At 51.1% G+C, this 23,650-nt stretch carries 17 protein-coding genes and 1 tRNA gene; 11 read left to right on the top strand and 7 right to left on the bottom strand.

Translation table 11 applies throughout. The annotated features are described in order from the left end of the window. Positions 1-10 precede the first annotated feature (10 nt). A complete protein-coding gene (locus SH451x_RS01470) occupies positions 11-2,521 on the bottom strand; it encodes a DUF1553 domain-containing protein (RefSeq protein ID WP_479360519.1) in 2,511 nt (836 codons plus the stop codon). 225 nt (positions 2,522-2,746) lie between these two features. Here SH451x_RS01470 and SH451x_RS01475 point away from each other — a divergent pair, with 225 nt between their 5' ends. The 3 genes from SH451x_RS01475 (at position 2,747) to SH451x_RS01485 (ending at position 7,860) form a co-directional block, all read left to right on the top strand. After that, positions 2,747-4,123: a DUF1501 domain-containing protein gene (locus SH451x_RS01475; RefSeq protein ID WP_479360520.1), complete on the top strand. Its 1,377-nt coding sequence runs from the start codon at positions 2,747-2,749 to the stop codon at positions 4,121-4,123. A gap of 14 nt (positions 4,124-4,137) precedes the next feature. Beyond that, positions 4,138-6,690, top strand: a complete 2,553-nt coding sequence (locus SH451x_RS01480) for a DUF1553 domain-containing protein (RefSeq protein WP_479360521.1) — start codon at positions 4,138-4,140, stop codon at positions 6,688-6,690. A gap of 267 nt (positions 6,691-6,957) precedes the next feature. Next, a complete protein-coding gene (locus SH451x_RS01485) occupies positions 6,958-7,860 on the top strand; it encodes a hypothetical protein (RefSeq protein ID WP_479360522.1) in 903 nt (300 codons plus the stop codon). A 120-nt stretch (positions 7,861-7,980) separates the two neighbouring features. On the opposite strand, the gene SH451x_RS01490 is transcribed toward SH451x_RS01485, so the two are convergent. After that, complete coding sequence (locus SH451x_RS01490) at positions 7,981-8,805, bottom strand: spondin domain-containing protein (RefSeq protein ID WP_479360523.1); 825 nt, start codon at positions 8,803-8,805, stop codon at positions 7,981-7,983. 591 nt (positions 8,806-9,396) lie between these two features. On the opposite strand from SH451x_RS01490, the gene SH451x_RS01495 reads away from it, so the two are divergent. After that, positions 9,397-10,377, top strand: a complete 981-nt coding sequence (locus tag SH451x_RS01495; RefSeq protein WP_479360524.1) for an Rpn family recombination-promoting nuclease/putative transposase — start codon at positions 9,397-9,399, stop codon at positions 10,375-10,377. Positions 10,378-10,492: 115 nt separating this feature from the next. Here the strand turns inward: SH451x_RS01495 and SH451x_RS01500 are convergent, their stop codons facing one another. After that, a complete protein-coding gene (locus SH451x_RS01500) occupies positions 10,493-11,797 on the bottom strand; it encodes an outer membrane protein assembly factor BamB family protein (RefSeq protein WP_479360525.1) in 1,305 nt (434 codons plus the stop codon). A gap of 93 nt (positions 11,798-11,890) precedes the next feature. After that, positions 11,891-12,382 carry a DinB family protein gene (locus tag SH451x_RS01505; protein WP_479360526.1) on the bottom strand — a complete coding sequence of 164 codons (492 nt, stop codon included), beginning with the start codon at positions 12,380-12,382 and terminating at the stop codon, positions 11,891-11,893. 286 nt (positions 12,383-12,668) lie between these two features. Between SH451x_RS01505 and SH451x_RS01510 the strand changes: the two genes are divergently transcribed. The 3 genes from SH451x_RS01510 (at position 12,669) to dprA (ending at position 17,801) form a co-directional block, all read left to right on the top strand. Next, positions 12,669-13,403, top strand: a complete 735-nt coding sequence (locus SH451x_RS01510; RefSeq protein WP_479360527.1) for an SDR family oxidoreductase — start codon at positions 12,669-12,671, stop codon at positions 13,401-13,403. 95 nt (positions 13,404-13,498) lie between these two features. Then, entirely contained in the window at positions 13,499-16,597 is a 3,099-nt protein-coding gene (locus SH451x_RS01515; RefSeq protein ID WP_479360528.1) for an FG-GAP-like repeat-containing protein, read from the top strand. Positions 16,598-16,616: 19 nt separating this feature from the next. Further along, positions 16,617-17,801, top strand: a complete 1,185-nt coding sequence (dprA, locus tag SH451x_RS01520) for a DNA-processing protein DprA (protein WP_479360529.1) — start codon at positions 16,617-16,619, stop codon at positions 17,799-17,801. A gap of 40 nt (positions 17,802-17,841) precedes the next feature. On the opposite strand, the gene SH451x_RS01525 is transcribed toward dprA, so the two are convergent. Further along, positions 17,842-19,491, bottom strand: a complete 1,650-nt coding sequence (locus SH451x_RS01525) for an alanine/glycine:cation symporter family protein (RefSeq protein WP_479360530.1) — start codon at positions 19,489-19,491, stop codon at positions 17,842-17,844. On the opposite strand from SH451x_RS01525, the gene SH451x_RS01530 reads away from it, so the two are divergent. Further along, complete coding sequence (locus SH451x_RS01530) at positions 19,481-19,699, top strand: hypothetical protein (RefSeq protein WP_479360531.1); 219 nt, start codon at positions 19,481-19,483, stop codon at positions 19,697-19,699. The two genes, SH451x_RS01525 and SH451x_RS01530, sit on opposite strands and share 11 nt — an antisense overlap. Positions 19,700-19,754: 55 nt before the next feature. On the opposite strand, the gene SH451x_RS01535 is transcribed toward SH451x_RS01530, so the two are convergent. Both SH451x_RS01535 and SH451x_RS01540 read right to left on the bottom strand, forming a co-directional pair. Continuing rightward, positions 19,755-20,084: a calmodulin-binding protein gene (locus SH451x_RS01535; RefSeq protein WP_479360532.1), complete on the bottom strand. Its 330-nt coding sequence runs from the start codon at positions 20,082-20,084 to the stop codon at positions 19,755-19,757. 170 nt (positions 20,085-20,254) lie between these two features. Then, the gene (locus SH451x_RS01540) at positions 20,255-21,082 is read right to left on the bottom strand and encodes a phytanoyl-CoA dioxygenase family protein (RefSeq protein WP_479360533.1); all 828 of its coding nucleotides are present in this window, start codon (positions 21,080-21,082) and stop codon (positions 20,255-20,257) included. Positions 21,083-21,389: 307 nt separating this feature from the next. Here SH451x_RS01540 and SH451x_RS01545 point away from each other — a divergent pair, with 307 nt between their 5' ends. The 3 genes from SH451x_RS01545 to SH451x_RS01555 all read left to right on the top strand — a co-directional run bounded on the left by SH451x_RS01545 (position 21,390) and on the right by SH451x_RS01555 (position 23,619). Beyond that, positions 21,390-21,671, top strand: coding sequence for a hypothetical protein (locus tag SH451x_RS01545; protein WP_479360534.1), 282 nt, complete (start codon positions 21,390-21,392; stop codon positions 21,669-21,671). Positions 21,672-21,777: 106 nt separating this feature from the next. Then, a tRNA-Ala gene (locus SH451x_RS01550) sits at positions 21,778-21,850 on the top strand. A 179-nt stretch (positions 21,851-22,029) separates the two neighbouring features. Next, on the top strand, positions 22,030-23,619 hold the full coding sequence (locus SH451x_RS01555) for a hypothetical protein (protein ID WP_479360535.1): 1,590 nt from the start codon (positions 22,030-22,032) through the stop codon (positions 23,617-23,619). Positions 23,620-23,650: the final 31 nt, after the last annotated feature.

The raw sequence follows: 23,650 nt of genomic DNA on the forward strand, positions 1-23,650 counted from the left end.
TTTTCGGCTTTCAATCCAGATAAAGAAATTCGTTCGTATTCAAAAGTACCAGGCAATACGCCTGCCAAGCGGTAGCCTCGTCCAGCGAGTGCTTGTCCCGCAGTTTGTTCAATAAGTCTTTCGCTAAGGTGTAATCTTGTGCCGTGCCCTCTCGCTGGTATACGCGACGAACTGCGTCGGAAACAGCCGTCTGGAGATTGGCGTCGGATTCAAAGTCACCCAAAAATGTGCGATTCGCCAGATCGGCAGCACACTCACGAGCAAAACGACCATTCAGCAAATTCAGCGACTGGGCTGCTTGCGTTGTCAGAAAGCGAGCTTCGCATGTACCATCGGTTTCTGGAAAATCAAACACCGAAAGTTCGGGTGGAATCAGGGAGCGCTTGATGTAAATGTAGGCACTGCGACGTGCTTTGTCGGCGTCGGTCGATTCTCCCCAGCCTTGTCCAGGTACTGACTGGCCTGCTTTGACTTCGTCCGAAACATCGGGATAAAAGCTCGGCCCACCCATACTCAGGTTCAACTCGTCAGTGACTTTCAGCATGGAATCTCGCATTTCTTCCGCCGACAGTCTGCGTGGATCAAAACGCCAATACAAGTTGTTGCGAGGATCGTTCATTAAGCCTGCTTCCTGGTCGACGCTAGCTAGTTTATAGACGTGACTGGTCATGATTAGACGATGGATCGGCTTAAGATTCCAATCGTGGCGAATCAATTCGTTGGCTAGATAATCGAGCAACTCAGGATGTGTTGGGACGTCACCAAGCTGACCAAAGTTGTTGCTCGAACGCACGATGCCGCGTCCAAAGTGATGTTGCCAAACTCGGTTCACGATCACTCTCGCCGTCAGCCAGTTGTTCTCAGAGGTGATCCAGCGTGCTAATGCCAGCCGTCGACCTGCACTTCGATCGGTGGGGTGAATCTCAGGTTGGTACTGATTGGCTTCGTCACTCAGCAGGCTTACGAACGTTGGCTCAACTTTATCCGTTGGCGCCTGGGGGCTACCTCTGGCAAGGACGAAAGTTTCCGGCGGATTGGGAAGGCATCGAGCGAGTCCTAACGCCGCGTCAGGTGCAGGAAGGGATGCTAGCTCGCCTTTGTACGATTCGATTGTAGATTTTACCTGCGAGTATTCTGGTTTGAGCGATTCATCCAGGAATTCGTCGACTTTTTCAGCTACCACGCGGTCCCGGTCCGCTCCTTCGGCCGCACGCTGATACTCCGCATCCATCTTCGCAATCGCAGTTTGCTCGATCGCATATTTGCGTTCTTCGAGCTGACGGATGTTTTTATTCAACTCTTTTCGTTTAGCGATAATGCCGACTTGAGACAAATCGATCTGGCTGTTGGTTGTTTGGTCACCTCGATCGCCGTATGTCGTGACATCGCGAAAGAAGGCTACCATCGAATAGTAGTCACGTTGGCTGATTGGATCGATCTTGTGGTCGTGACATCTCGCACAATTCAAGGTCAAACCCAACAGGCCTTGCCCGGTTACCGTTACCAAGTCATCAAAACCATCAAATTCCGCTTGCTCTGGATCTGCAGGCTCGTCATCCCACAATCCCAGACGATAGTATCCAGTTGCAATGAGTGATTCTTCCGTCACTTTTTCTAACTCGTCGCCAGCTAGTTGTTCGGTTACAAAGCGATTGTAGGGCTTGTCGCCATTGATTGAAGCGATGACGTAATCACGATACTTCCAAGCGTTCGGTTTAGGGCCATCGCGCTCGAAGCTGTTGGTCTCGGCATAACGAACCACGTCCAACCAGTTGCGACCCCAGCGCTCACCGAAAGCCGGATTTGCTAGCAGTGAGTCGACGGTCTCTTCATAGAGGGCTTCAAAATGAGTAGTCTCTTTCGCTTGTTCCACGAAGGCGTCTACTTGGGCCGCCGATGGAGGCAAACCTAGTGTGTTGTAGTACAACCGGCGAATCAACGTTCTCGCATCCGCATTTGTGTTAGGCTGCAGGCCTGCAGCTTGCAGCTTGGCGAGCACAAATGCGTCGACTGGATTGAGCACCTGTGCGTTGTCAGCGACCCTTGGTATTGGTGGATCGCTCAGCGGTTGAAATGACCAATGCGGCGTGTATTCTGCCCCTTGTTCAATCCATTGTGCGATAAGAGCCACGCTGGCATCATCGAGCCGCTTTCCTTCTGGCGGCATTTGGTCCGATTCGTCATGCGACCGCACGCGACGAAGTAATTCGCTTTGAGCCGAATCACCCGGAAGTATCGCAATCATTCCGCTATCAGCCTCACCCACCGCTGATTCGCGCTGATCTAGCCGCAGACTTGATTCCGCAACGTCGCCGCCATGGCAAGCGTAGCAGTGCTTGGCTAACAGTGGGCGGATCTGACTATTAAAGTCAACTTTGTCCTTGCCAGCCGAATCCGCTGCACCAGCGATTAACGAGCTCGCGCCCCAAAACAGAACTGCCAAGAGCCGGGAAATGGCTGGACTTCGGTGGGTTTTCAATGGAAGCATCATCGAAGGATTAGCGGAGGTTTGAATTTGCATTTACGGCTGACCGCAAGTGCTGCTTGGCGACGTAAAACGGTGGGGACGTCGCATATTTTTCAGTACGCACAATATTTGGGCGGGTGAGTTAGGCTAAAATGAGGCGATTGGTTGTGCGTAGGTGCCCCAAGTCGGAGACCCTATCTTAGCCAATTTCAAGTCGATTTGCGACTGCAAACTTCGATGAACTTGCCCGCCCCAAGCCTACCTTAATTCTTGAATACTATGCTGGAATTCATTTCACGTGCGGTAGCGCATACTTGTAATGGTCTACCCCGCCGCGATTTTCTGCAAGTCGGCACGCTGTCCGCCTTAGGTTTGACCTTGCCGAAATACGTCGCCGCAAAAGAAGCGGGGTTGGTTGACCCAACCAAGGACAACAAATCGGCGATCCTGATTTTCAACCTGGGCGCTCCCAGCCAGTTGGACACCTTCGACATGAAGCCCAACGCACCAGCAGAAATTCGCGGGCCATTTAATCCGATATCAACCAACGGAGCCGATTTTCAGATCTCGGAGATTCTTCCAAAGCACGCTGCCATTGCCGACAAGTTTTCACTGGTACGTTCGTGCTTCCATCGCGGCGCAGCTGTCCACGATAGCGGTTGGCAAATAATGCAAACAGGCCGTCAGTTCGCCGGCGGGATCAATACTCCTCATGTTGGCTCCGTAGTCGATTATTGTTTGGGCCGACGCGGTGACCTTCCCGCGCACGTTGTTTTACCCGAGACGATGGGACGCGGAGGAGGAAACTTGCCGAATGGTCAAGCGGGTGGATTCTTGGGCAAGGCTCATGACCCCTTCGCTTTGATGGCCGATCCGTCCAAGCCAGACTTCAAGGTCCCCGACTTACTGCCGCCCGAGACCATTGGAGTTGCCCGCCTCGAGCGACGCAAACGCATGCGAGAAATCGTCGATTCAACCGTACGAAACTTCGAGCAAAGCGAATCGGCCAAACTGATGAACGAAAATTTCGAATCAGCATACCGCCTGATGACAAGCCCCCAAGCTCGCGATGCATTCGATCTGTCGAAAGAACCATTGGCTGTGCGCGAGCGTTATGGCATGAATCGGTTTGGTCAATGCTGCTTGCTTGCGAGACGTCTGGTGGAAGCTGGCGTTAGGTTCGTGACAATTAATACGTTCCTGACAGTGTTCGATGAAGTAACCTGGGATATCCACGGAAGCAAACCGTTTACGTCGGTCGAAGGGATGAAGAACATCGTTGCACCTATGTACGATCAAGCCTACTCTGCTCTGATCGAGGATCTTTTTGATCGCGGCATGCTCGACGATACGCTGGTCTGCAATTTAGCGGAATTCGGCCGCACACCCAAGGTAAATCCTGCCGGCGGTCGAGATCATTGGCCTCAATGTTTTACCGTCTATTTCGCAGGTGGAGGTATTCAAGGCGGTCGAGCTATCGGAGCGAGCGATCCTATCGGCGCCGTTCCTGTCGATCGACCTTGCGAGCCACCTGATGTCGTCGCGACAATTATGCACGCGCTCGGACTCAACTCCGACGGTGTGTTGCCTGGGCCGAACGGTCGCCCTTTCCCTTTAGTCGACTCCGGCTTTCGCCCTATCCACGAACTATTTTGATAGCTGATAAACCAATGCCAGTCACTCTCCATGGATTTTTTCTGCCGGTATTGTTCGCTCGTGCGATGTGCTTGGTAATGCCTCTCTTTGTGGCAACAATCTCACGCGCAGTCGAACTCGAACCCACACGCGCGGCAGCGATCGTCTTACCTGCTTCGGTCAAGCTGGTTGGTCCAGCCTCATCTCAAAAACTACTTCTCCAAAGTCAGATCGATAGCGGCGTCATCGGTTCGGCAATCGAGCAGCCAGTGAAGTGGGAAACGTCGGAGCCAAGCGTTGCTGCAGTATCGCAGGGAATCGTCACGGCCGTCGGCGATGGCGCGGCCGTCGTAACGGCACGATGGACAACCGAATCCGGTGCTGAATCAAAGGTGTCGGTCGATGTTACGGTAAGTGAAACGCAACAACCCCGCGAAATCGAATTCAGCAGCCATGTCCAAGCAGTATTGGCCCGTGCTGGTTGCAACATGGGGGCTTGTCACGGTGCACTAGCTGGTAAGGGAGGATTTCGGCTTTCGTTGCGGGGCTACGATTCCGAATCGGATTTTTATACGATCGCGAGAGAAGACCTAGGACGCCGTGTGGAACTAAACTCGCCGGAGTTGTCGTTGTTGTTGCTTAAGCCGTCGGGCAAGGTGCCCCATAAAGGAGGCGTTCGCCTGCCGGTAGATAGCGAAGGGTACCGAGTTCTTCAAGACTGGATAAAGCAAGGCGCACACGCGCCGAAACCGTCGGCAGCAAAACTGGAAACGCTTACGGTCTATCCTTCAGGATTAGAGCTGAAAGTGGGCGATGAACAAGCGATCGTGGTCACCGCAAAATACTCCGACGGCCGCACGGACGATGTCACCGAGTGGGCGAGGTTTTCATCGTCGGACGAGTCGGTAGCGAACGTTGACGAGGGCGGCATCGTTAAAGTCATAGGGAATGGACAAACATCGATTTCCGTTTGGTTTGCCAGCCGCATTGAAAATAGCCAAATCCTCGTGCCCTTTACGGAAGACATTCCACCAGAGACCTTTGAAGAGCTCAAGACTGTAAATGCGATCGACGCCGCAGTCAAACAGCACCTAGTGCAACTGAATGTTGCTCCATCAGAGAAAACGACTGACCAAGAGTTCGTTCGTCGTGTGTACCTCGATACGATTGGCAAGCTGCCGACCGCGGAAGAAATTCTCGCGTTTCACGAAAATAGTGACAACAACAAACGCTCCAAGTTGATCGACGAATTGTTGGAACGCCCCGAATATGTCGACTATTGGGCCTATCGCTGGTCAGACTTGTTTATGCTGAACGGCGCGATCCTCCAAGTCGACGGCGTTAAATCCTACTACCACTGGATTCGAAACCATGTGGAAAAAAATACTCCGTGGGACCAATTTACATCGCAAATCCTCACAGCGACGGGGGAAGCCTTGGAAAACGGAGCCACGAATTTTTATGCGTTGAATCAAGATCCCGAAAGCATGACGGAAAACGCTTGCCAAGCCTTTCTGGGCCTGTCAATTGGTTGTGCCAAGTGCCACAATCATCCCCTGGAAAAATGGACGAACGACCAGTATTACGCGATGGCAAACATGTTCGCTCGGGTGCGAGCGAAAGGTTGGGCAGGTGAGACTCGCAATGGCGACGCTCATCGGACGGTCGTCGTGCTGGATCGCGGTGACTTGATTCAGCCTAACAAAGGAAAGCCACAAGCACCAGCACCTTTAGATGCGTCTCCGCTAGACAGCAACTCCCCAGAAGATCGAAGAGTTGAACTTGCTCAATGGATGACTTCACCGAGCAATCCTTATTTTACGCGAGCGATCGTCAATCGTGTTTGGCATGCGTACTTCGGTGTTGGAATTGTCGAACCGGTAGACGATCTGCGGGCGAGCAATCCTGAATCTAACCCCTTGCTCATGCAAACATTGACAGAGTACTTGATCGAACACAAATATGACTTGAAGTCTTTAATGCGGCTGATTTTGAATTCCGAAACCTATCAACGCAGCAGTCAGACACGTTTAAATAATGCCGCCGATGTCCGATTCTTTTCGCACTATTATCCGCGAAGGTTAATTGCGGAAGTTCTTCATGACAACATCGTGCAAGTGAGCAAGATCGATACGGAGTTTACGCAGATCGAGTTTCCTGGCAACGATCGGCGGAAAATCGATTTTTATCCCAAAGGTACTCGGGCGATTCAATTGTATGACAGTGCTGTTGAAAATAGCTTTTTGCGTACTTTCGGCCGCAACCAACGGCGGATTGTTTGTGAATGCGAGCGGAGCAATGAGCCCAGTGTCGTTCAAGTGCTTCACATTAACAACGGCGACACGATCAACGACAAGCTAGCGGGCCCTGACAGTATCGTCGGGGATTTCATGAAGACGTATGGAGATGACACAGCAGCGTTAGTGAAGAACGCCTACCTGCGTTGTCTTTCTCGCGAACCGAATGCTCGGGAGCAGCAGCAGATGGTCGACTTAATTGCTTCGGCCGATGAGTCGCAGAAACGGCAAGCGATCGAGGATTTATTTTGGAGCCTCATGAGCAGTCGTGAGTTCTTGTTTCAGCATTAATCCAATAAGATGTTCTCCAGCTTTCGACGCTTCTACGAGATACTTTCGCAATCCATCTTGGCGAGCAAACTCTCGAAGAGCAATCTTAGTGCGGAGAGAATTGGCTGGGTGAGATAGATACAATGATGTCGACTTGTGCCGATTCAAGTTAAACTCATTGTTGCAAGCACGCAATGATTGACCAGCGTCCAAATGAATAACCTGACGCGATGTTCACGGTGACGAATGACGCCAAAATGTTCAAACTCCTTCACTAGAGGATCTGCAGTGCAGATTGTCGCCGATACAACCCGGCTGGTTTTTATGCTGGTTGCGATCGTTATCAGTGGGTGCACGCGTGAGCCGAACCAAGGTGTACCGATCGACGGAACGACGCACGATTTTGCCATACATTGGCCGCCAATCGCTCCTGAATCAGAGATGGTGCACTCAAGTCCACCGCTACTTTATGGAGCCGTATCGCTTAAGGAGTCCTCCGTAAAAGGTCAGAGGCTTGGTCTAGAGGTCACCGTAACCATTAGCCGTCCATCGGGCGATTTGGACAGAGAGTTCTGGAACTCGCGGCTTGCATTCGCTGACGTTCCATGGATGGATGAAGTTAGAATTTGGGATTCAGAATCCAAATGGCAGTGGCCAAATCTACCGTACCTTTTGCGGCGTCATGGCGAAGAGCGTGTTGAGAGATATGGTGGCATCGACCCTGGCAAGTTCGTTGACAACGATTTTGGTGCAGTGCTTATTCGCAAGTTTGACAGAGGAGGGAACGTCGAATCCGCTGTGACTCGCACATCGCCTTTGGTGTCTGCGGAATGGCTCGGTAGCCGCGGCACTGAAACGAATATCCATTCAGTCGAACACATTGCTGTTTCTGAGACATTCATTATTGATGTCGGGACTAACGAAGAGCATTCAAATGGTGTCATCAAGCTCTGGTTGATCTACGCAGATTTTCTTGGTTCGCGTCCTCCCAGTTCATGGCCTAAGCAGCGAGAGTGGGCTGGTGGAATACTTGCTTACTGCGAGATCACGTGGGATAAACTGCCTAATGAATCTTGCCATGGGGCTGTGCGCTTTATGACACCTCCTGCCGCCACTGGTTTTGAATGGGAAAAGTGGTCTGTCAATCCCTTAGCGCCCGCGCAATCGCGGCTGAGTGACATTGCAGAGTGATGTGAGCCAGAGCCCAGTAGAGCTCAACGGCTAATTAACCACTTGATCAAGAATTGTACTTATGCGGCCAGCACTAAATTGAGTTAGCCGCTTTGTACAGTTACATGGTTCCGAAGCCATCTAGTTTTGTTGTTTGGCGAAGGAGCTTATGATCTTCTTGCGTTTTCTTATCGCGAAGATCGACGCGAGTGTGGCACCTAACAAAGACATAGAAGTGGGCTCGGGGACAGCAGTTATGGTTATAGTCGCAACTGTTGATCCAGGGAGGAAAAGTGTGTCGATGGAACCGGCGGGAGTCTGCGTCCCCAAGAAGTTATCGAGTCCCCCGGCGGGCAGAAGACTTACAACTCCATTTTCGTCAGATGACGTTCCGCCAACCAATGAAAAAGCTGCTCCCAGCGTGTTATTGACTTCTGTTCCAGCATCCCAAATCTGTTCGTAGCTGATATTTAAAGTGCGAGAGGTTCCACCTCCAACGAAGCTGCCGTCGACGTTGAAAATTTCGATCGCATTGGGTGCTCCGATAAATGCATCATTCGATGGAATGACCATCGAAGCAAATGATAGAAAGCGGTTCGGCAAGCTTCGATCAAAAGTAAAGCTGGCTGTTTCGCCCGGCTCTATTACTGGGGCGCCGGCAAAACCCGCTGGGGCAGTTAGTACTCCTTGCTGACCCGTGGGCGCTGTGCTGCTAAAGTCGCTTTGCAGGCCGCTAACAATGCCGTCTTCAGCCAAAGCCTCAAGTGAAGCGGAAGCTTGTTGCCCGGGGTTGAAAATGTCGAAACCGCCACTATGAAACCCGTACCAAAGTGGTGTCAATGAAAAACTTGAGTTTCCCGGGTTATGCACAGATATCGAAACCACATCTGCATTGGCCTTCTCGCTCACGCCACCAATGCAAAACAAAAGTAGAACCGCAGCAGTCAAACGGAATGTAAACTTCATACAAACAATCTCCGAAAATACTTGGGACGAGTTTCTTGAAAAGCAACGTTGCGTCGCCAAGACTACCTGTCAAAGAGTGGCACTTCTGTGTGTCGCGTCACATTGTTCAACAAATTCTGGCGAGAGACTCAGAAATTTTTCGAGCGATATTAATTCCGGTGTTCATGCGACGGCAGTTGGAGTTTGTGAGCTTTTCTGAAGTCGCAAGCGTCTCCAAGCACAAGAGTTGAATAGTTCAGGTAAAAAGGAATCTGAGCTTTGCAATCTTTCCTTTTGTTACCTGCGCATCCACATCTTGAATTGGGATACGGAATAGCCTTCGGTTCCTTGGTCGCTAGCATAACTCAGGCTTACGTCACAAAAGACAAAACGACCGGTGGGACCAATGCAGTCGAGTCAAAGAAGGTTTAGACTTAGAGCGAAGCGACCAATGGAAGTTGACGCTGACGGAACCTGACTACCAAAACGCGGTTGCCAAGCCTAAAATGGTCCATTGTTCGATGCCAAATGAGTAGCGGGTAGTCACAGTGAAATTTTCATTAATCGCGGCCTTATTTCGGTAAGTCCGTTTTGCGTTTGATTTATCGAGTCATGTCAATTGCTTCTGGTATTTCCCTGCTGATCGATTTTGCTTTTAAGCTTGCCTTCGGCAATCAGAAGCACGTCGGGCCGCTTATCTCGCTGCTCAATGCCATCTTGAATCCTCGCGTGCGCATCGTTGATTTAGAAGTGCTTAACCCGTTTGATTTGCAGAAATTCCAAAAAGATAAGTCTTCTATTTTGGACATCAAGGCCAAGGACGCAAACGGAGCATACTTCAATGTTGAGATGCAGCTTGCGTACACTTTCGCAATTGAAAAAAGAATGACCTACTATGGATGCACGATGTACCGCGGACAGTTGGAGAGAGGCGACAACTATGCGGAACTCCGTCCCGTCTTTGCGATCTGTTTGCTAGATGATTTTTTATGGCGGAAAGATTCAACCAAACACCATTGTTTCCAATTGGCCGATCTCAATACCGGCCGAGTCTTGGAGGCGACGCTTGAGATTCACTTTCTAGAGCTTCCAAAGTATAATGTTACCGAAGACGAATTGGAGCATGCCACGGCGATCGAACGTTGGATTTATCTTATTCGAAATGCGCAGCACTACAGTCCAGCTCGATTGCGGGAGTTGTTTCCCAATCCAGAGTTCCAATTGGTGATTGATACGGTCGAGGAGATTCAAATGAAGACGGAATATCGCGACATCTACGACGATCGAGAAAAAGCGAAGATGGATGAAGCTTGGCGGATTGCTGCCGCTGAAGAAAAAGCCCGGCAAGTAGGCTGGCAGGAAGGTCGGCAAGAAGGTCGACAAGAAGGTCGGCAGGAAGGTCGGCAGGAAGGTCGGCAGGAAGGTCGGCAGGAAGGTCGGCAGGAAGGCAAGTTAACGGGGCGGGTGCAAAGTTACCAGGAGTTGCTTGGAGACGCGATCAGTGACGACGAAGAGCTGCTTTCGAAGACTCCGGCGGAACTTGAGACCATGATCGCTGAGCTTCAAAGTCGGCTTCGCTTTCGCAATTCGTGATAAAAAGAGCAGTCGTTCCAAGCTTTGGGAAAACGTGTTTACGATTCGCGGCTTAGTTAAGCCACGAAATTTCATTTAAAGCGCTCGGCTGCTAATCATTTTAGCGGGCTGGCGACTACTGCTTCCCGATAATCCACAACTGCGATTCGGTGCGGATGAACAGTTGTTGCTGAGTTGCCGCTGGAGTGGCTCGCGAGGGTTGTTCTAAGTCAATTGAAGCTAGCTCTTCTGATTCTGAGGACGCTCTCAGAATGGTGGCGATTCCTTCGTGGGAAACGTTGACGAGTTTGTCTCCGAGCAAAACGGGGGAACCTGAGAAATTGCCCCCCACACGTTTCGTCCAATATTGCTTGCCGCTCGATGTGTCGACACAGGTGACGATTCCATTGTCGGCCCAGACGAACAGGAGGTCGTTGTGAATTAGCGTTGACGGAACATAGCTCGCCGCGCGATCAAGTCGAAATTTGACCTTACCAGGATTTTTGCGATCCATAGCGACCACAACATTTCCGCCGCCGCCCGAACCCTCCGACGCGACGAAAATATCGTCGTTGAAACTGCATGAGCAGACGACTCGTTTGCCAAAGGGTAGATCGGTCATCAGTTTCTCACCATTGCGAGCATCTACGACAAAGAATCCGTCGAGTGTGTTGGCCGCCAGCAACCCCGGCTTGTTGTCGTATTCAATAACGCAAGGCACACCATAACACACGTTGGATGCGTGCAGTTCCGTTTCCCAGGCTGTCTCGCCGGTTGCCTTATGCATGGCAACGATTCGGTCTTTCCCGGGTGCAACGCCTGGCGGTAGGTCTTTAGCGTCTTGACTGTTGTAAAGCACTACAAAATCGCCAACCAGCATCGGTGAGCTTCCGAAGCCATGCTGGCCGACGAAAGATCCGAGGTCACGCTGCCATACGACTTTGCCTTCATGGGTAAGAGCTTCAACGATTAATGATTCAGGCTGGCCCCAGACGTTGTAGACGTGATCCTTGTCGACGCACGGCGTGCTGGATGCATAGGAACTAAACTTGTGGATGCTATAGAGCGGAAAATCGGAGGTATATTGCCACTGGATTTTTCCACTAGCGGCATCGATCGCAATTAAGGAGCGATTGGAGCTCGACGCGTCAGCACTTGCTGGCTTTGCTACCTGCAAAAACACTTGATTGCCCCAGATTACCGGAGAGCCGTTGCCAGTTCCGGGAAGATCGACGCGATGTGCGACGTCAGAGGCGTTCCAGGGCAATGGACCTTCAAATTTTTCCAGGACTCCAGTGCCATTGGGGCCGCGGAAACGGGTCCATGGATTTGCTTGCTCAGAAGTCTCTTGCGCGTGAACGTGACCAAGAAGCAGTGTGCAGACAATCGCATTCACCCAAAAACAGATTTTGCGAAGGGATTTCGTTGCAGGATTTTTCATGGATGCTTTCCAGTTCTGGGAAACGATCGCAGTACGAGCCGTATCGCGATCACGTGCGGTAAGTATTGCCGAAGTAACGCTCGTCTATCGCAACTAAATAACAACCGGTTTGCTCAGCTTGCGGCGAAGCGGAACGAATTGGCCAGCATGCATCAAAGGATGTACTGCCATAAGGATGTAAATATCGCCAACGGTTGGGAAGAAGCTTCGTAAGTGTTCCGGAGAGGGAGCGTCAAGTTCTTCGTCGGTTAGTTTGGAGAGTGAATTGACGACGGAGGTGTTCGCAGCATGGAACAATTCCAGATACTTGGCGGCCGAGTGATAACCGTCCTTAGATGGATCGCTGGCCCCGTCCTTACTGTGACGCTCTGCAAATCCGGCTGGCAACTCGGGGCCAGCACCTGGTGCTACCGATTGCAGCAGGCTGACTTGTGAAGAGACCAAGTGCCCAAGTTGCCAGGCTACCGAATTACAACCCTCACCAGGCGATTGGAGAAGCTCGTCGTCACTAAAGTCTTCAATATACTTCTGAAGTACCATCATGCTTGTATTAAGAGTCGAAGCTATTGCTTTGCGTGAGTCCATAAATGCGCTTTCGTGAGGAAGATTTCAAACAGTCGCCGGTTCATCTCGTATCGTTAGCGTAACACAAATCGACTCACAGTGCACACGCCGCCACAGTTCTGCTCGGCGTAAAAAATCCGCCCGGCGCTCGAAAGATGGGGCGAAATATGAAGTACCCGTGAAGCTTGTCGGGCAGACAAAAGCGGCATTGCGGCTAGAATACGGGTCCACCGCTCGAGGTGGCTGAGCCTGTCACGTTTAATGGGTCAGTCGAGTCAGCTGGGTCAAGTCTAATTTGGGAATGGGTATGTCGAATTTAAAAGATGCTTCGGTTGTCGTCACGGGCGGGGCTAGCGGAATTGGGCTGGGAATTGCGAAAGCAATGATGGCTGCTGGAGCAAAAGTTGCCATCGGTTCGCGGCGTGCCGAGGCGGTGGAGGAGGCTATTAAGCTTTTGAACGCGCCGGGGCGTGCTTTCGGACATCCGCTGGACGTCGCGAATCGCGAAAGCGTGCAGACATTCTTCGATTGGGCTGCCAAGACGATCTCGCCGGTTACGATTCTGGTGCAAGCGGCTGGGGTCAATATTCGCGACCGGACGATGCAAGCGATGAAGCCCGAAGAATGGGACATGGTCATGGGGATCAACGCGACAGGTCCTTATAATTGTATGCGGGCAGTCCTGCCGAACATGATGGCAGCCAAAAGTGGATTGATCATCAACGTTTCGAGCGTCGCGGGTAAACGAGCGATCTCTTTGGGCGGAATCGCGTACTGTGCCAGTAAATTTGCGATGACGGCTCTGGGTACGGCTTCGGGAAACGAACTGGCCGAACATGGGATTCGTATTACGAATGTATATCCGGGGGAGGTCAATACGCCAATTTTGAACAACCGGCCTGTTCCTGTGACAGATGAACATAAAGCTCGTATACTACAGCCGGAAGACGTGGCTGCGATGGTGATTGCAATAGCTTCTTTGCCTCCTCAAGCTCACGTGCCAGAAATCATAATCAAGCCGTTGACGCAGCAGTATTGTTAGCAGACTGTTGGACGGTTCGATCAACTTATCGTCGCAGTGAGTCGTTCAACGTGCCTTGCAATCAAAGTACTTTACCGCCGCAGCCGCATTCTGCCATGAATCTAATGCTCCGCCGCATGTGGCTGAGCGTGTTGCTGGTTTCTGTAACCATCGTCGGGTGCAAAGACGAACCGATCGCAGATCGTAAGGCGGCTTCGCGACACAAGGAATTGGAAAAAGCCGCCGCAGAGAGCCAAGTCGCTCGCCAGTCACCAAGTGAGCTGGAGCAGCGCACCCTGCCCCCGAGTGAGCCGTCGCCAAGCACGCCAGCGCCAGCTTCAGCAGCAGCGCCAGCTCCCAAAGCCACTGTGCAGCAATCGATGGAGGCTGCAATGCAAGCGATGAGCACTGGAGACAGCGAGACTGCTTGGCAAGCGATTCAGAACGCACTATTGCAGGCTCCGGATGATCCGGGCGTTGTGTTTTTGACGGCGCGAATTATGGCGGAACGGGGGCAAATTGCCGATGCTGTCGAATTACTTGGAACGATAAATTCGAATGATCCTAACATCAAGATGGCTGTCGACGGCCAGTCGGCAGAGTGGTTGTTAAGTTTAGGCCGATTGACGGAGGCAGAACCACGCTTGCTTGCAGTTGCAGCTGCCGCGCCAGACAATCCTGCGCCAAACCGATTGCTACAGCGAATGTACAATGCTCAAGGGAGGCGATTTGAATCCGAACCATTTACTCGCAAGTTGATCCAGCTCGGCAGTTTTCAACTGCACGAGTTGTCTATGCTTTGCAACATCGAAAATCAGTTCCGCGACGAACCACTGCGCGAAGCGATGGAGGGGGTAGAAAGCGAACGGCATCATAAGCTGACCTACGACGCGCGAGAGGCGCTGGTGAATCATCGTTATGATATCGCTTCCGAGCTACTGAAAAATGCTCTGGAAGTATCTCCGCAGCACCGCGAAGCATGGGTATGGTATGGTTATGTTCAGGCTATGAACGACGCATGGGATACTCTACCCCAATGGTTGGCAAGCAAACCTCCGAAGTATGATCAGCATCCTCAGTTTTGGAACACAATGGGGCTGTGGTACGAATATCAATCGCAACCTGAGCAGGCCATTCAAGCCTTTCGAAAGGCACTCGATCTTGACCCTCGAAGCTTAACGGCGACCCAAGGAATGGCGAGCAGCTTGATTACGCTTGAGAATCTAGAGCTCGCAGAAAAGTTTCGCCAGCGAAGTTATCGACTAGGTCGGACCAACGAGCAAGTGCGTGACATATTGCGAGGTGATTTGAGCAGAACCAGTTGCTTGCAACTTGCGACCGACTATGGGTCGCTAGGATGGGACCTCTTGGAGAAAACATGGAAGGCGATCGGCGTTTCGCTTCCTACTGATCCTAGCGCTGGCGCTGCAGGTGAAAAAGAAGAAGCTAGTGCGGCTGGTGATTTGTCTACCGATTCGCCAACGTCAGCACCAAACCTAAAGTTGCCAGAGTTACTGGCTGGCCTTAATGAGCTCGATTTGCCTAACGTAAATTTGGAACTGCAACTTGATTCGAATCTGCCCCAACTGTCGGCTGGGGAAGAATTGGCAGCGTCGATCCGATTTGAGGAAGTGACCGAGCAGATCGGGCTAGCAGCAGCCGAATATGATTGGGGGCGATTGGAATCAGAAACTGGCGTTTATATTTATCGTTCCATGGGTGGGGGCGTGGCTGTATCTGACTATGACTTGGATGGTTGGCCAGATATGTTATTTTCACGCGCAGGAGCTATTCCGTCCGAGCCGTTGGCGAACAAACCTAAACAGCTATTTCGCAACTTGGAAGGCACGTTTGTCGAAGTAAGCAGCGTTGCAATTCCCGAGGCACGCGGGTTCGGTCAAGGGCTCGCGGTCGGTGATTTCGACCAAGATGGGTACCCAGATTTTCTAGTCGCAAACATTGGCTCGTGCAATTTGTATCGCAATAACGGCGATGGGACTTATTCATTGTCGTACTCGGTTCCATTAAGCGCGGAAAGCTATTGGGTGTCGGCTTGTGCGTTGGCGGATGTAAACAGGGATGGCTTGCCAGATATAGTGCTGGTTATGTACATCGGAGGCAGTCAATGGGAAACTGAGAAGTGCTCGCGTCCCGGTTCGCAAACTTACAATTGCCCGCCACAACAATTTCCTGGGTGCGACGAAGTTGTTATGCTGAATCGCGCGAGTGAGGGCTGGGAAAAGGCTGATGAATTCCTCCAAGGACAAATAGAACGCGGGCGATCGCTTGGATTGTTGGTTGGTGACTTTGATCAAGCTGGCGGGAATGAGATGTACGTCACTAACGATACAACGGCAAATCACTATTTCGTAAACGAGCCAGCAAGCAACGGCAGTTTCCAGCTGATGCAGCGAGCGGGTGCTGCTGGCGTCGCCGTGGATTTTAAAGGACGCTCTCAAGGCAGCATGGGAATCGCAGTCGCGGACATCGATCGAAATGGACTAGAAGATATCTATGTGACGAACGCGTTCGGCGAATACAATTCATTGTACCTACAAGAAAAACCCAATCTATTTGTCGACAAAACACGCGGTTGGAACTTATACAAAGAGTCACTTCCGCTAGTCGGATTCGGTTGCCAAATTTTCGACATGGATAATGACGGATGGCAGGATATTATCGTGGTCAATGGCGGTCTTGATGACTACGAACAGTTCGGAGAACAGTTTAAAATGCATCCGTTGCTTTACCAAAACGCTTCAAAGCAAATGCAAGTATTGGACAAAAATGTGTTAGGAGCCTATTCGCAGACTCCAACGATTGCCCGCGGGCTTGCCACAACCGATTTTGATAGAGATGGGAAGCTGGACGTTATTATCACTCACTGTGAAAGAAACGCTGCTGCATTACACAACCAAACCGATTCAACGAATCATGCGTTTCAGATGGATCTTGTGGGAGTAGAATCCGACCGCGATGCAATCGGCGCTCGTGTCACGCTAACATGCGGTACTGAGAAATGGACGGAGAGTCTGGTTGTTGGTGAAGGTTATTATTCGGCGAGTGAAAGACTGGTTCATATCGGAATTGGTACAAACTCAGTAATGGATTCTGTTATGGTGACATGGCCTAGTGGTAAGCAGCAAGAGTTTAAGAACGTCGCAGCCGACCGACGTTACATGTTAGTAGAAGGCTCGGAGTTAGTGGTGCGTTAGGAAGGTTTTGGGCTGATTTATGGTGGATGATATTCGTGGTGAATCATTTGCTCCAGCTACGCGTCTCGCCGGCGAAGAATCGACTATTGCACCAAATCCATCTGACGGCGACACTCGCGCGTTCCTTAAATTGAGTCTTGTCAATGGAGTTGGACCGCGTTTGATGCGGCGTTTACTTGATCATTTCGAAAGCGCTTCAGCAGTATTCAGCGCAACGCTTCGGCAGCTAGGCGAAGTCGAAAAAGTTGGGCCGCAAGTCGCAGCTGCGATCCAAGCTGCAAGGAATGACGATCTTGCTGATCGCGTATTCGAACACTGCAGTGAAAATGGCGTGCGAATACTAACCAGCGCACATGCGGAAATGCCTCCCCTGCTGTGTGAGCTTGCCGACGCTCCCCCGGTCCTGTATGTCAAAGGAGAATTTACTCCAGCCGATGAACTTTCGATTGGCATGGTGGGAACGAGGCATGCATCTTCCTATGGAATGCGAGCTGCCGAGCTCTTTGCGCGGGGCCTGGCACGAGCAGGGCTCACGATCGTCAGCGGACTTGCTCGCGGTATTGACACTGCTTCGCATAACGCGGCGTTGGACGTTGGCGGTCGTACGATTGCTTATCTTGGAAGCAGCGTAACGGATATTTATCCTGCTGAAAATGAAGAGCTTGCCGCGAGAATTATAAAGTCAGGCGCAATCGTTAGTGAAACGCATCCCTTTGCAAAAACAAAGCCAGGCGTTTTTCCGCAACGCAATCGACTGATCAGCGGGATGAGCTTGGGGGTAATCATTGTCGAAGCGGCGGAGCGATCGGGCGCTTTGATCACCGCGTCGCATGCTGGCGAGCAAGGACGCGATGTCTTTGCTATTCCGGGTTCGATCCAATCGAGGACTTCCCGAGGCTGCAATCGATTGATCCGCGACGGAGCTATCTTGGTTCAAGATCCTGGTGATGTGCTCGATCATTTAGGCCCGCTGTTTCAGCAAGCGACGATGGAGAACGAGAACACAATCCGTCATCCAGCAGAAATGAAGCTGAATGAAACCGAGATGAAGGTCTTGCAGGCGATCCAAGTCGAGCCTACAGATATCGACGAGATTACGGCCAAGAGCGGATTGAATGTCTCTCAAGTGCTTGCCACGATCAGTGTGCTGCAAATGCGCAAACTGATCCGCCGTCTTTCCGCGCGTTCTATCCAGCGCGTCTAGATCGATGAAGTGCATCCCGATGGAGTCGAGAGTTGCCCGGCTAACCTGCACGGACAGCGTTCAAGTAGCGACTCAATTCGCTACGGACTTTTCCAAAGAGAAGCACCAAGCCGAGCATGTTCGGGAATACTAATGCCAGGATCATGGCGTCAGAAAACCTAATGACAGAATCCAGGGTGGCGGCCGCGCCTATGATGATAAAAGCACAGTAAATCAGTTTGTAACTCAGGTCCGATGCTTTGCTGCGACCGAAGACATATTTCCAGGACTGTAAACCGTAGTAGCTCCATGAGATCATCGTCGATACGGCGAAGAGTACAATCGCGATCGTCAGCATGTAACGAAAGCCGGGCAGTACACTATCAAAGGCCTTTGACGTCAAATCGACTCCACCAATGCGTTGTCCATCGATTAGTACTGAGTTATTTACCACATCACCATATGCAAAACTTCCGTTGATGTTGTAGAGCACAATCACAAGCGCTGTCATCGTGCAGATGACAACAGTGTCGATGAAAGGTTCGAGCAGCGCGACGACCCCTTCTGATGCCGGGTATTTTGTTTTTACTGCTGAGTGAGCTATGGCTGCGGACCCTGCCCCGGCTTCATTCGAAAAGGCCGCGCGTTGGAAACCGACGATGATAACGCCAATTATGCCACCAATTCCAGCCTCGGGTGCAAAGGCGCCACTAACAATCGCTGAAATGGCGGCGCCGAGATGTTGGACATTCGCCAAGATAATGATGAGCGCTGCAAACATGTAGATCAACGCCATCAAGGGAACAATCTTCTCGGTAACTTTCGCGATACGCTTGATGCCTCCGATGATGACGATGCCAACGATAACAGCCAGTACTAATCCGATCGTTGTACCGGCTGCATCATTGTCAAATCCGAAGATCGTGATGATTTGCTGCGTGGCTTGATTGGATTGGAAAGCATTTCCGCCACCGAACGAGGCTCCGATGCAAAGGATGGCAAACACGATCGCGAGAAATTTACCAAGAGGCGCCAAGCCCAAGTCAGCAAGACCTTTGCTAAGATAGTACATTGGACCGCCATGAACCGTGCCATCGGCCTCAATGTCGCGATACTTAACACCCAACGTACACTCGACAAACTTGGTCGACATGCCAAGCAAGCCACATACGATCATCCAGAATGTGGCTCCAGGTCCGCCGACCGCGACGGCCACTGCAACACCTGAGATATTTCCCAGGCCGACGGTGCCAGAGACCGCTGTGGCAAGCGCTTGGAAATGAGAGACTTCACCTGATTCGTGTTCGTTGCGAATCGTGTCGACAATGTCGCCATCTACGACATTAAGGTCTTCAGGGACGACTGCGACAGCGTTCGACTTCTCAATCGCATCGTACTTGCCGCATACGACTCGCACCGCGAATGGCAATAGTCGAACGTTGATAAAGCCAAACGCGATCGTGAACAGGAGTGCTCCAGCCACCAAAATCACCAAGACAATTGGGACACTCTTGCCGTTTCCAATTGGCATTGATGTAAAAACCAAGCCTTCCCACCATCCGGCGATGGGCGCAAACGCAGCGTCAATCCGCTCGTCGAGTCCTTTAGGTGACGCAACGTTATCTTCTACGGGCAGCGTCTCTTGCGTCGTCGTTGGCTCGGTGGCAAGCTCCTGGGCATGATTGGGGCCGATGGACCATATGAAGCTCACTAAAACGGCTAAACAGATTGAAGCGAAACGCGTCAGCTTTTGTTTCGATGATGGTGGAGTCACTTCAGATTCAACTTTCGCAGCGGGTGTGGACAACGGATACAAGATGCGAACGCAAAGTTTAGCATGCTTGGCGAGCAGAAGACACCTAAGACTGGCGATGGTTGAGAATCTGCCGATAATTGCCGACAAAGCGATCGGGCTATAAAAAAACGCGAAGGTGGTTCCCTCGCGTTATTGTTTCCTGCATGCTCAAGGACGGCTTAGAACACGTCCGTGATGAAGTGATGTCCCCAATGGTAGCGTTGACCGGTTGGGTAGTAGTTGTGCCACTTCTTGTTGTAAACCGGAATTTGCATCTCGGGTGGATAGCGATAGTACATGCTATCCGCACTTCGGTAGTATTGGTTACCGTAATAGTTTTGCGGATAGTAGACGTAGGGGTAATGCATAAAGCGATTGTAGTCGCGTGATACATTGGATCCGCCCCACGCGGTTCCATATGCTTGAGGTTGCTGCGCGCTAGCCGCGGAAACGAACGTTGGCAAAACAGCGGCGGCGAGAGCTGCGACGAACAGTTTTTTACGGAACATTCCGATGTCTCCACGAGCCGAATTCAGAGCTTGGTCAAGGCCACGGCGTTTCTGATAGCAATACAAAAACGCTCGTTCCTATTTCTGTCATCGGCATCGCTGCAACCGTTTCTTGACGAATTAACGCTACATCCGCCAGAACCAAGACAAGCGAAACAGCCAGCATTCGCCTAAATGTCGGCCGGCCGAGTATTATTGAACCAGTGGCCGCTCGGATCGACGCCGCGGACGTGGACGCCTTTTTCGTTCCATCGCATGGCTGCATGAACGTCGGCAGAACAATAACGAAGCGTCAGACCGCAACGTCGCCGCGCCGAATGGTTTGCTTCGGAACCGTGCAGCAGCAGATCGTTGTGAATAGAGATCTCGCCCGCATTAAGAATATCGTAGACAACTTCGCCATACTGTTCCGCATTATCGATGCTTTGCGTCAGCACGTTGTGATCAGCATCATCGCTGGGACGATAAGTTAGGTGTCCGGACTTCTGGGAGCCCGCGATGAATTTTACGCATGCGTTCTCTTGATCGGCATCGTCAATCGCAAGCCAGACCGTAACGGCTTTGGAAGGGGACAGCGGCCAGTAGCTCGCGTCTTGATGCCACGCGACCGCTTTACCATCATGCGGCATTTTGCAAAAGAAGTGCGAACCCCAGCCAATAACGTTCTCACCAAGCAAATCGCTGACGCAATCTACGATCCGATCATTTGTCAACAAATCAAAGACCGGCCCATAACGCAAGTGTGCTGATGAGATCGAGTAGCTGTTTCCGCCGCTAGCAATCACTCTTTCAAGCAAGTCGTCGAAGTACGAACGAATGTCCGAGATTTCCTGGTCAGAGAAGATGCGGATGGGGGCGATGTAGCCATCACGGTTGTAATGCTGAATTTGTTCGGGCGTCAGCGTCTTCGGAGCAGGATTGTTCGCTTCGTGGAAGCGTAAATCTCGTTCGAGGTTTTTCAATTCGGTTTCGTTGGGAACGATGCTGTATTGGGACATGGCTTGGAGTTTGGTTAGGAAGGGAATTTGGCAAGTGTGTTAGCAGTCGGGGCGGCGGACGCCGTGGATGGTTCTGCGGCGACGGTCCCGCAGGTTGTCATTATAGGCGAATCGCAGACGGTTTGGACTCCTTCTTGGTTTAGGGTTGTGTGCTGCCCCGGGGGTTGGCAGAAGATGGAGCAAAATTTTTCTTAAAAGCGAGCTCAGTCGTGATTCGCGTGACCAAACGTGTCAAATCAGGATGCGATAGAGATGGTGTTGGACGGAACGACCGTTTCTTTTTCGCTAGCTCTAGGAGAACCAGGCAATGGCAAAATATTACGTACAGAGTGGAAATTTGAGCCGAATCATCAACAGTGCATCGCCGGAAAGAGCTGCGATTTGGGCCGTGCACCAAGCGATGCAGCAAATCGCCCCTCAATTTAGTGCTAGCGAATCGTCGACAGATCTGAGACTTGAAGATTTAGTGGTATTGGGGGAGACGATTATGATCAGCGAGGTTGGATTTGAGGCATCGGAGCAGCAAGAAATCGAGACTTTTGATGCCTTTCGGAAGTGGTACGCCTTGTGTGAAACGGTGGGGATTTAGGTGATTATTGATGCAGAGGAGGAATTTCAAGAGCTTGACATTCTGACGTTAGGAGGGTAACTTCGCTGCCTCTCTGGGACGGCCTACGTGTCTTGCCAGAACTGCCGGGGGATTAGCTCAGTTGGGAGAGCGCTTGCATGGCATGCAAGAGGTCAGGGGTTCAAGTCCCCTATCCTCCATTACGATTCTTTAATAAGCCGCCGCTCTGCGGCTTTCTTTCTTCAACGAGCCTTCGATTTCGTTGTCTTTTTCAATATGACGCCTAACCTAGTCTGACCGGCAGCGATAATCGTTTTGTCTGCTGTCAGATTTGTTGTCAGATTTCCCAGGCAGATTTGTCAGATTTGAGATGCGTAAAATGAAGCGGACTTACAAGTGCGGACTCCCAGACCCAGATCCCAATGGCTACTATCGACCCTATGTCGGAGAGCATCGATTTAACCTAGGGCATAAGGACGACATAAGTAAAAACGAAGCCCTTAAGCGTTTGGCTGCGATTCGAGATCTCTATGAACAACAATGCGTTCTGTTCAAGCGTAAGAATTGGAATCGATTCTGCGTACTTCATATCGCCAAGGAGATCGCTAGTAGTGGCCGGAAAATCTTTAGATTTACAGAGTCCGCAGAAAGAAATCCCGGTCAGGCCTACGAGGAATACACGTTTTTTGCAGCATTTAAGGAGGCTGGAATAGATCTGGAGATCTTGGACCAGGAAAAGACGATGGCCGATGCCCAGTCGTTCACCAAAACGCTTCTTCAACAAATGATAAGCGATGGAATTAAGGAGCTCCTTCCTAAGCTTCAAACGCGAAGTATGATTCCGGCCGACATGTTTGATCAGATTGTAAAGCTTCCTGATGCACCAGAGAAGCTCGAGATCCGGACTTTCCATCAAGCCATAACACAATACGTGAAGGATTTCCGCGAAACTGCTCCAACGCTCGAAAACGGTGGGCTGACGCAAGACGCCAGAAACTGCATTGGTGATGTAGAGCGTCTAAAGAAGCACCACGAAGACTTTCCAGTCTGGGAGTTGGATTTACAAAAAATGAAAGAGTTGAATGCCTATTGGCAGCGAAGACCGAAGAAAGAAAAGTCGGATGAGCCAATCTCGTACGTCACTGCTAAGAAGAGGATTAGCAGTTTATGGAAGGTATTGGACTGGTTGGATTCTACTCCGCAGTGGAAATGGGAGATGCCAAAAGGAGCAAGCAAGATAAAACGCACTCCTCAAAAATTCACTTCAGAAAAGAATCATGCAGCCCGCACGCGACGAGTGAGGAACTCAGTTTATAGTCCAGAAGAACTGGGGATAATTGCGTCACGAGTCAACAATGTTGGGAAATTGATTCTTGCCTTGTCAGTGAACTGTGGAATGCAACCTGCAGAGTGCGGTCGTGTTGAGATTGGTGATTTCTTCCTTACTCATCCTGATACCAATGTACCTGGTCCATTCATTATTTTTAGCCGTCCAAAGACCGGGGAATATGGCGAATGGTCGCTTTGGCCGGAGGTAGTCCCCGTGGTGCAGTGGGCGATCGAGAGATGCCAAAAGCTAGGGGTGCAAAGACTGGTCGTCAGTGACAAGGGAAATAGTTGGTACAAGGATACAGCACGACATCCGCATCAAACATTTGCAAAATGGTTTCAGAAACTGCCAACCGAAAAAGATAAACGCAAAGGCGTTGTCGTAAAGATCTCGGACGAATATCCGGGTTTTCCCCGCCACACCATGATCAAGCTGAGGAAGATATTGCCCGTCAGCCTCCGGCCTGAATTCGGGAAAGAAATTGCAGATCTGGCAAACGCAAGAGTGGTGCCAGATGAGAACTCCACCGTTTCGGAAATGATTGATCGATATTCCGATCGGCGGTATGAGCAGCTTGCCGCGGCAATCCAGTCATTGAGACCGGCATTCAAACCGTTTCTCGACTCACTCGCGATTTAGTCAGTTTGCTGCCGTCTGAATCTAGTGACCA

This window comes from Njordella aestuarii, from assembly GCF_056494165.1.

What these genes read in the sequence shown, in the direction of transcription:
- SH451x_RS01470 (WP_479360519.1), bottom strand. Translation starts at nt 2,521, where the DNA reads ATGCAAATTCAAACCTCCGCTAATCCTTCGATGATGCTTCCATTGAAA.
- SH451x_RS01475 (WP_479360520.1), top strand. Translation starts at nt 2,747, where the DNA reads ATGCTGGAATTCATTTCACGTGCGGTAGCGCATACTTGTAATGGTCTA.
- SH451x_RS01480 (WP_479360521.1), top strand. Translation starts at nt 4,138, where the DNA reads ATGCCAGTCACTCTCCATGGATTTTTTCTGCCGGTATTGTTCGCTCGT.
- SH451x_RS01490 (WP_479360523.1), bottom strand. Translation starts at nt 8,805, where the DNA reads ATGAAGTTTACATTCCGTTTGACTGCTGCGGTTCTACTTTTGTTTTGC.
- SH451x_RS01495 (WP_479360524.1), top strand. Translation starts at nt 9,397, where the DNA reads ATGTCAATTGCTTCTGGTATTTCCCTGCTGATCGATTTTGCTTTTAAG.
- SH451x_RS01500 (WP_479360525.1), bottom strand. Translation starts at nt 11,797, where the DNA reads ATGAAAAATCCTGCAACGAAATCCCTTCGCAAAATCTGTTTTTGGGTG.
- SH451x_RS01505 (WP_479360526.1), bottom strand. Translation starts at nt 12,382, where the DNA reads ATGGACTCACGCAAAGCAATAGCTTCGACTCTTAATACAAGCATGATG.
- SH451x_RS01510 (WP_479360527.1), top strand. Translation starts at nt 12,669, where the DNA reads ATGTCGAATTTAAAAGATGCTTCGGTTGTCGTCACGGGCGGGGCTAGC.
- SH451x_RS01515 (WP_479360528.1), top strand. Translation starts at nt 13,499, where the DNA reads ATGAATCTAATGCTCCGCCGCATGTGGCTGAGCGTGTTGCTGGTTTCT.
- dprA (WP_479360529.1), top strand. Translation starts at nt 16,617, where the DNA reads ATGGTGGATGATATTCGTGGTGAATCATTTGCTCCAGCTACGCGTCTC.
- SH451x_RS01530 (WP_479360531.1), top strand. Translation starts at nt 19,481, where the DNA reads ATGAAGCTCACTAAAACGGCTAAACAGATTGAAGCGAAACGCGTCAGC.
- SH451x_RS01535 (WP_479360532.1), bottom strand. Translation starts at nt 20,084, where the DNA reads ATGTTCCGTAAAAAACTGTTCGTCGCAGCTCTCGCCGCCGCTGTTTTG.
- SH451x_RS01540 (WP_479360533.1), bottom strand. Translation starts at nt 21,082, where the DNA reads ATGTCCCAATACAGCATCGTTCCCAACGAAACCGAATTGAAAAACCTC.
- SH451x_RS01545 (WP_479360534.1), top strand. Translation starts at nt 21,390, where the DNA reads ATGGCAAAATATTACGTACAGAGTGGAAATTTGAGCCGAATCATCAAC.
- SH451x_RS01555 (WP_479360535.1), top strand. Translation starts at nt 22,030, where the DNA reads ATGAAGCGGACTTACAAGTGCGGACTCCCAGACCCAGATCCCAATGGC.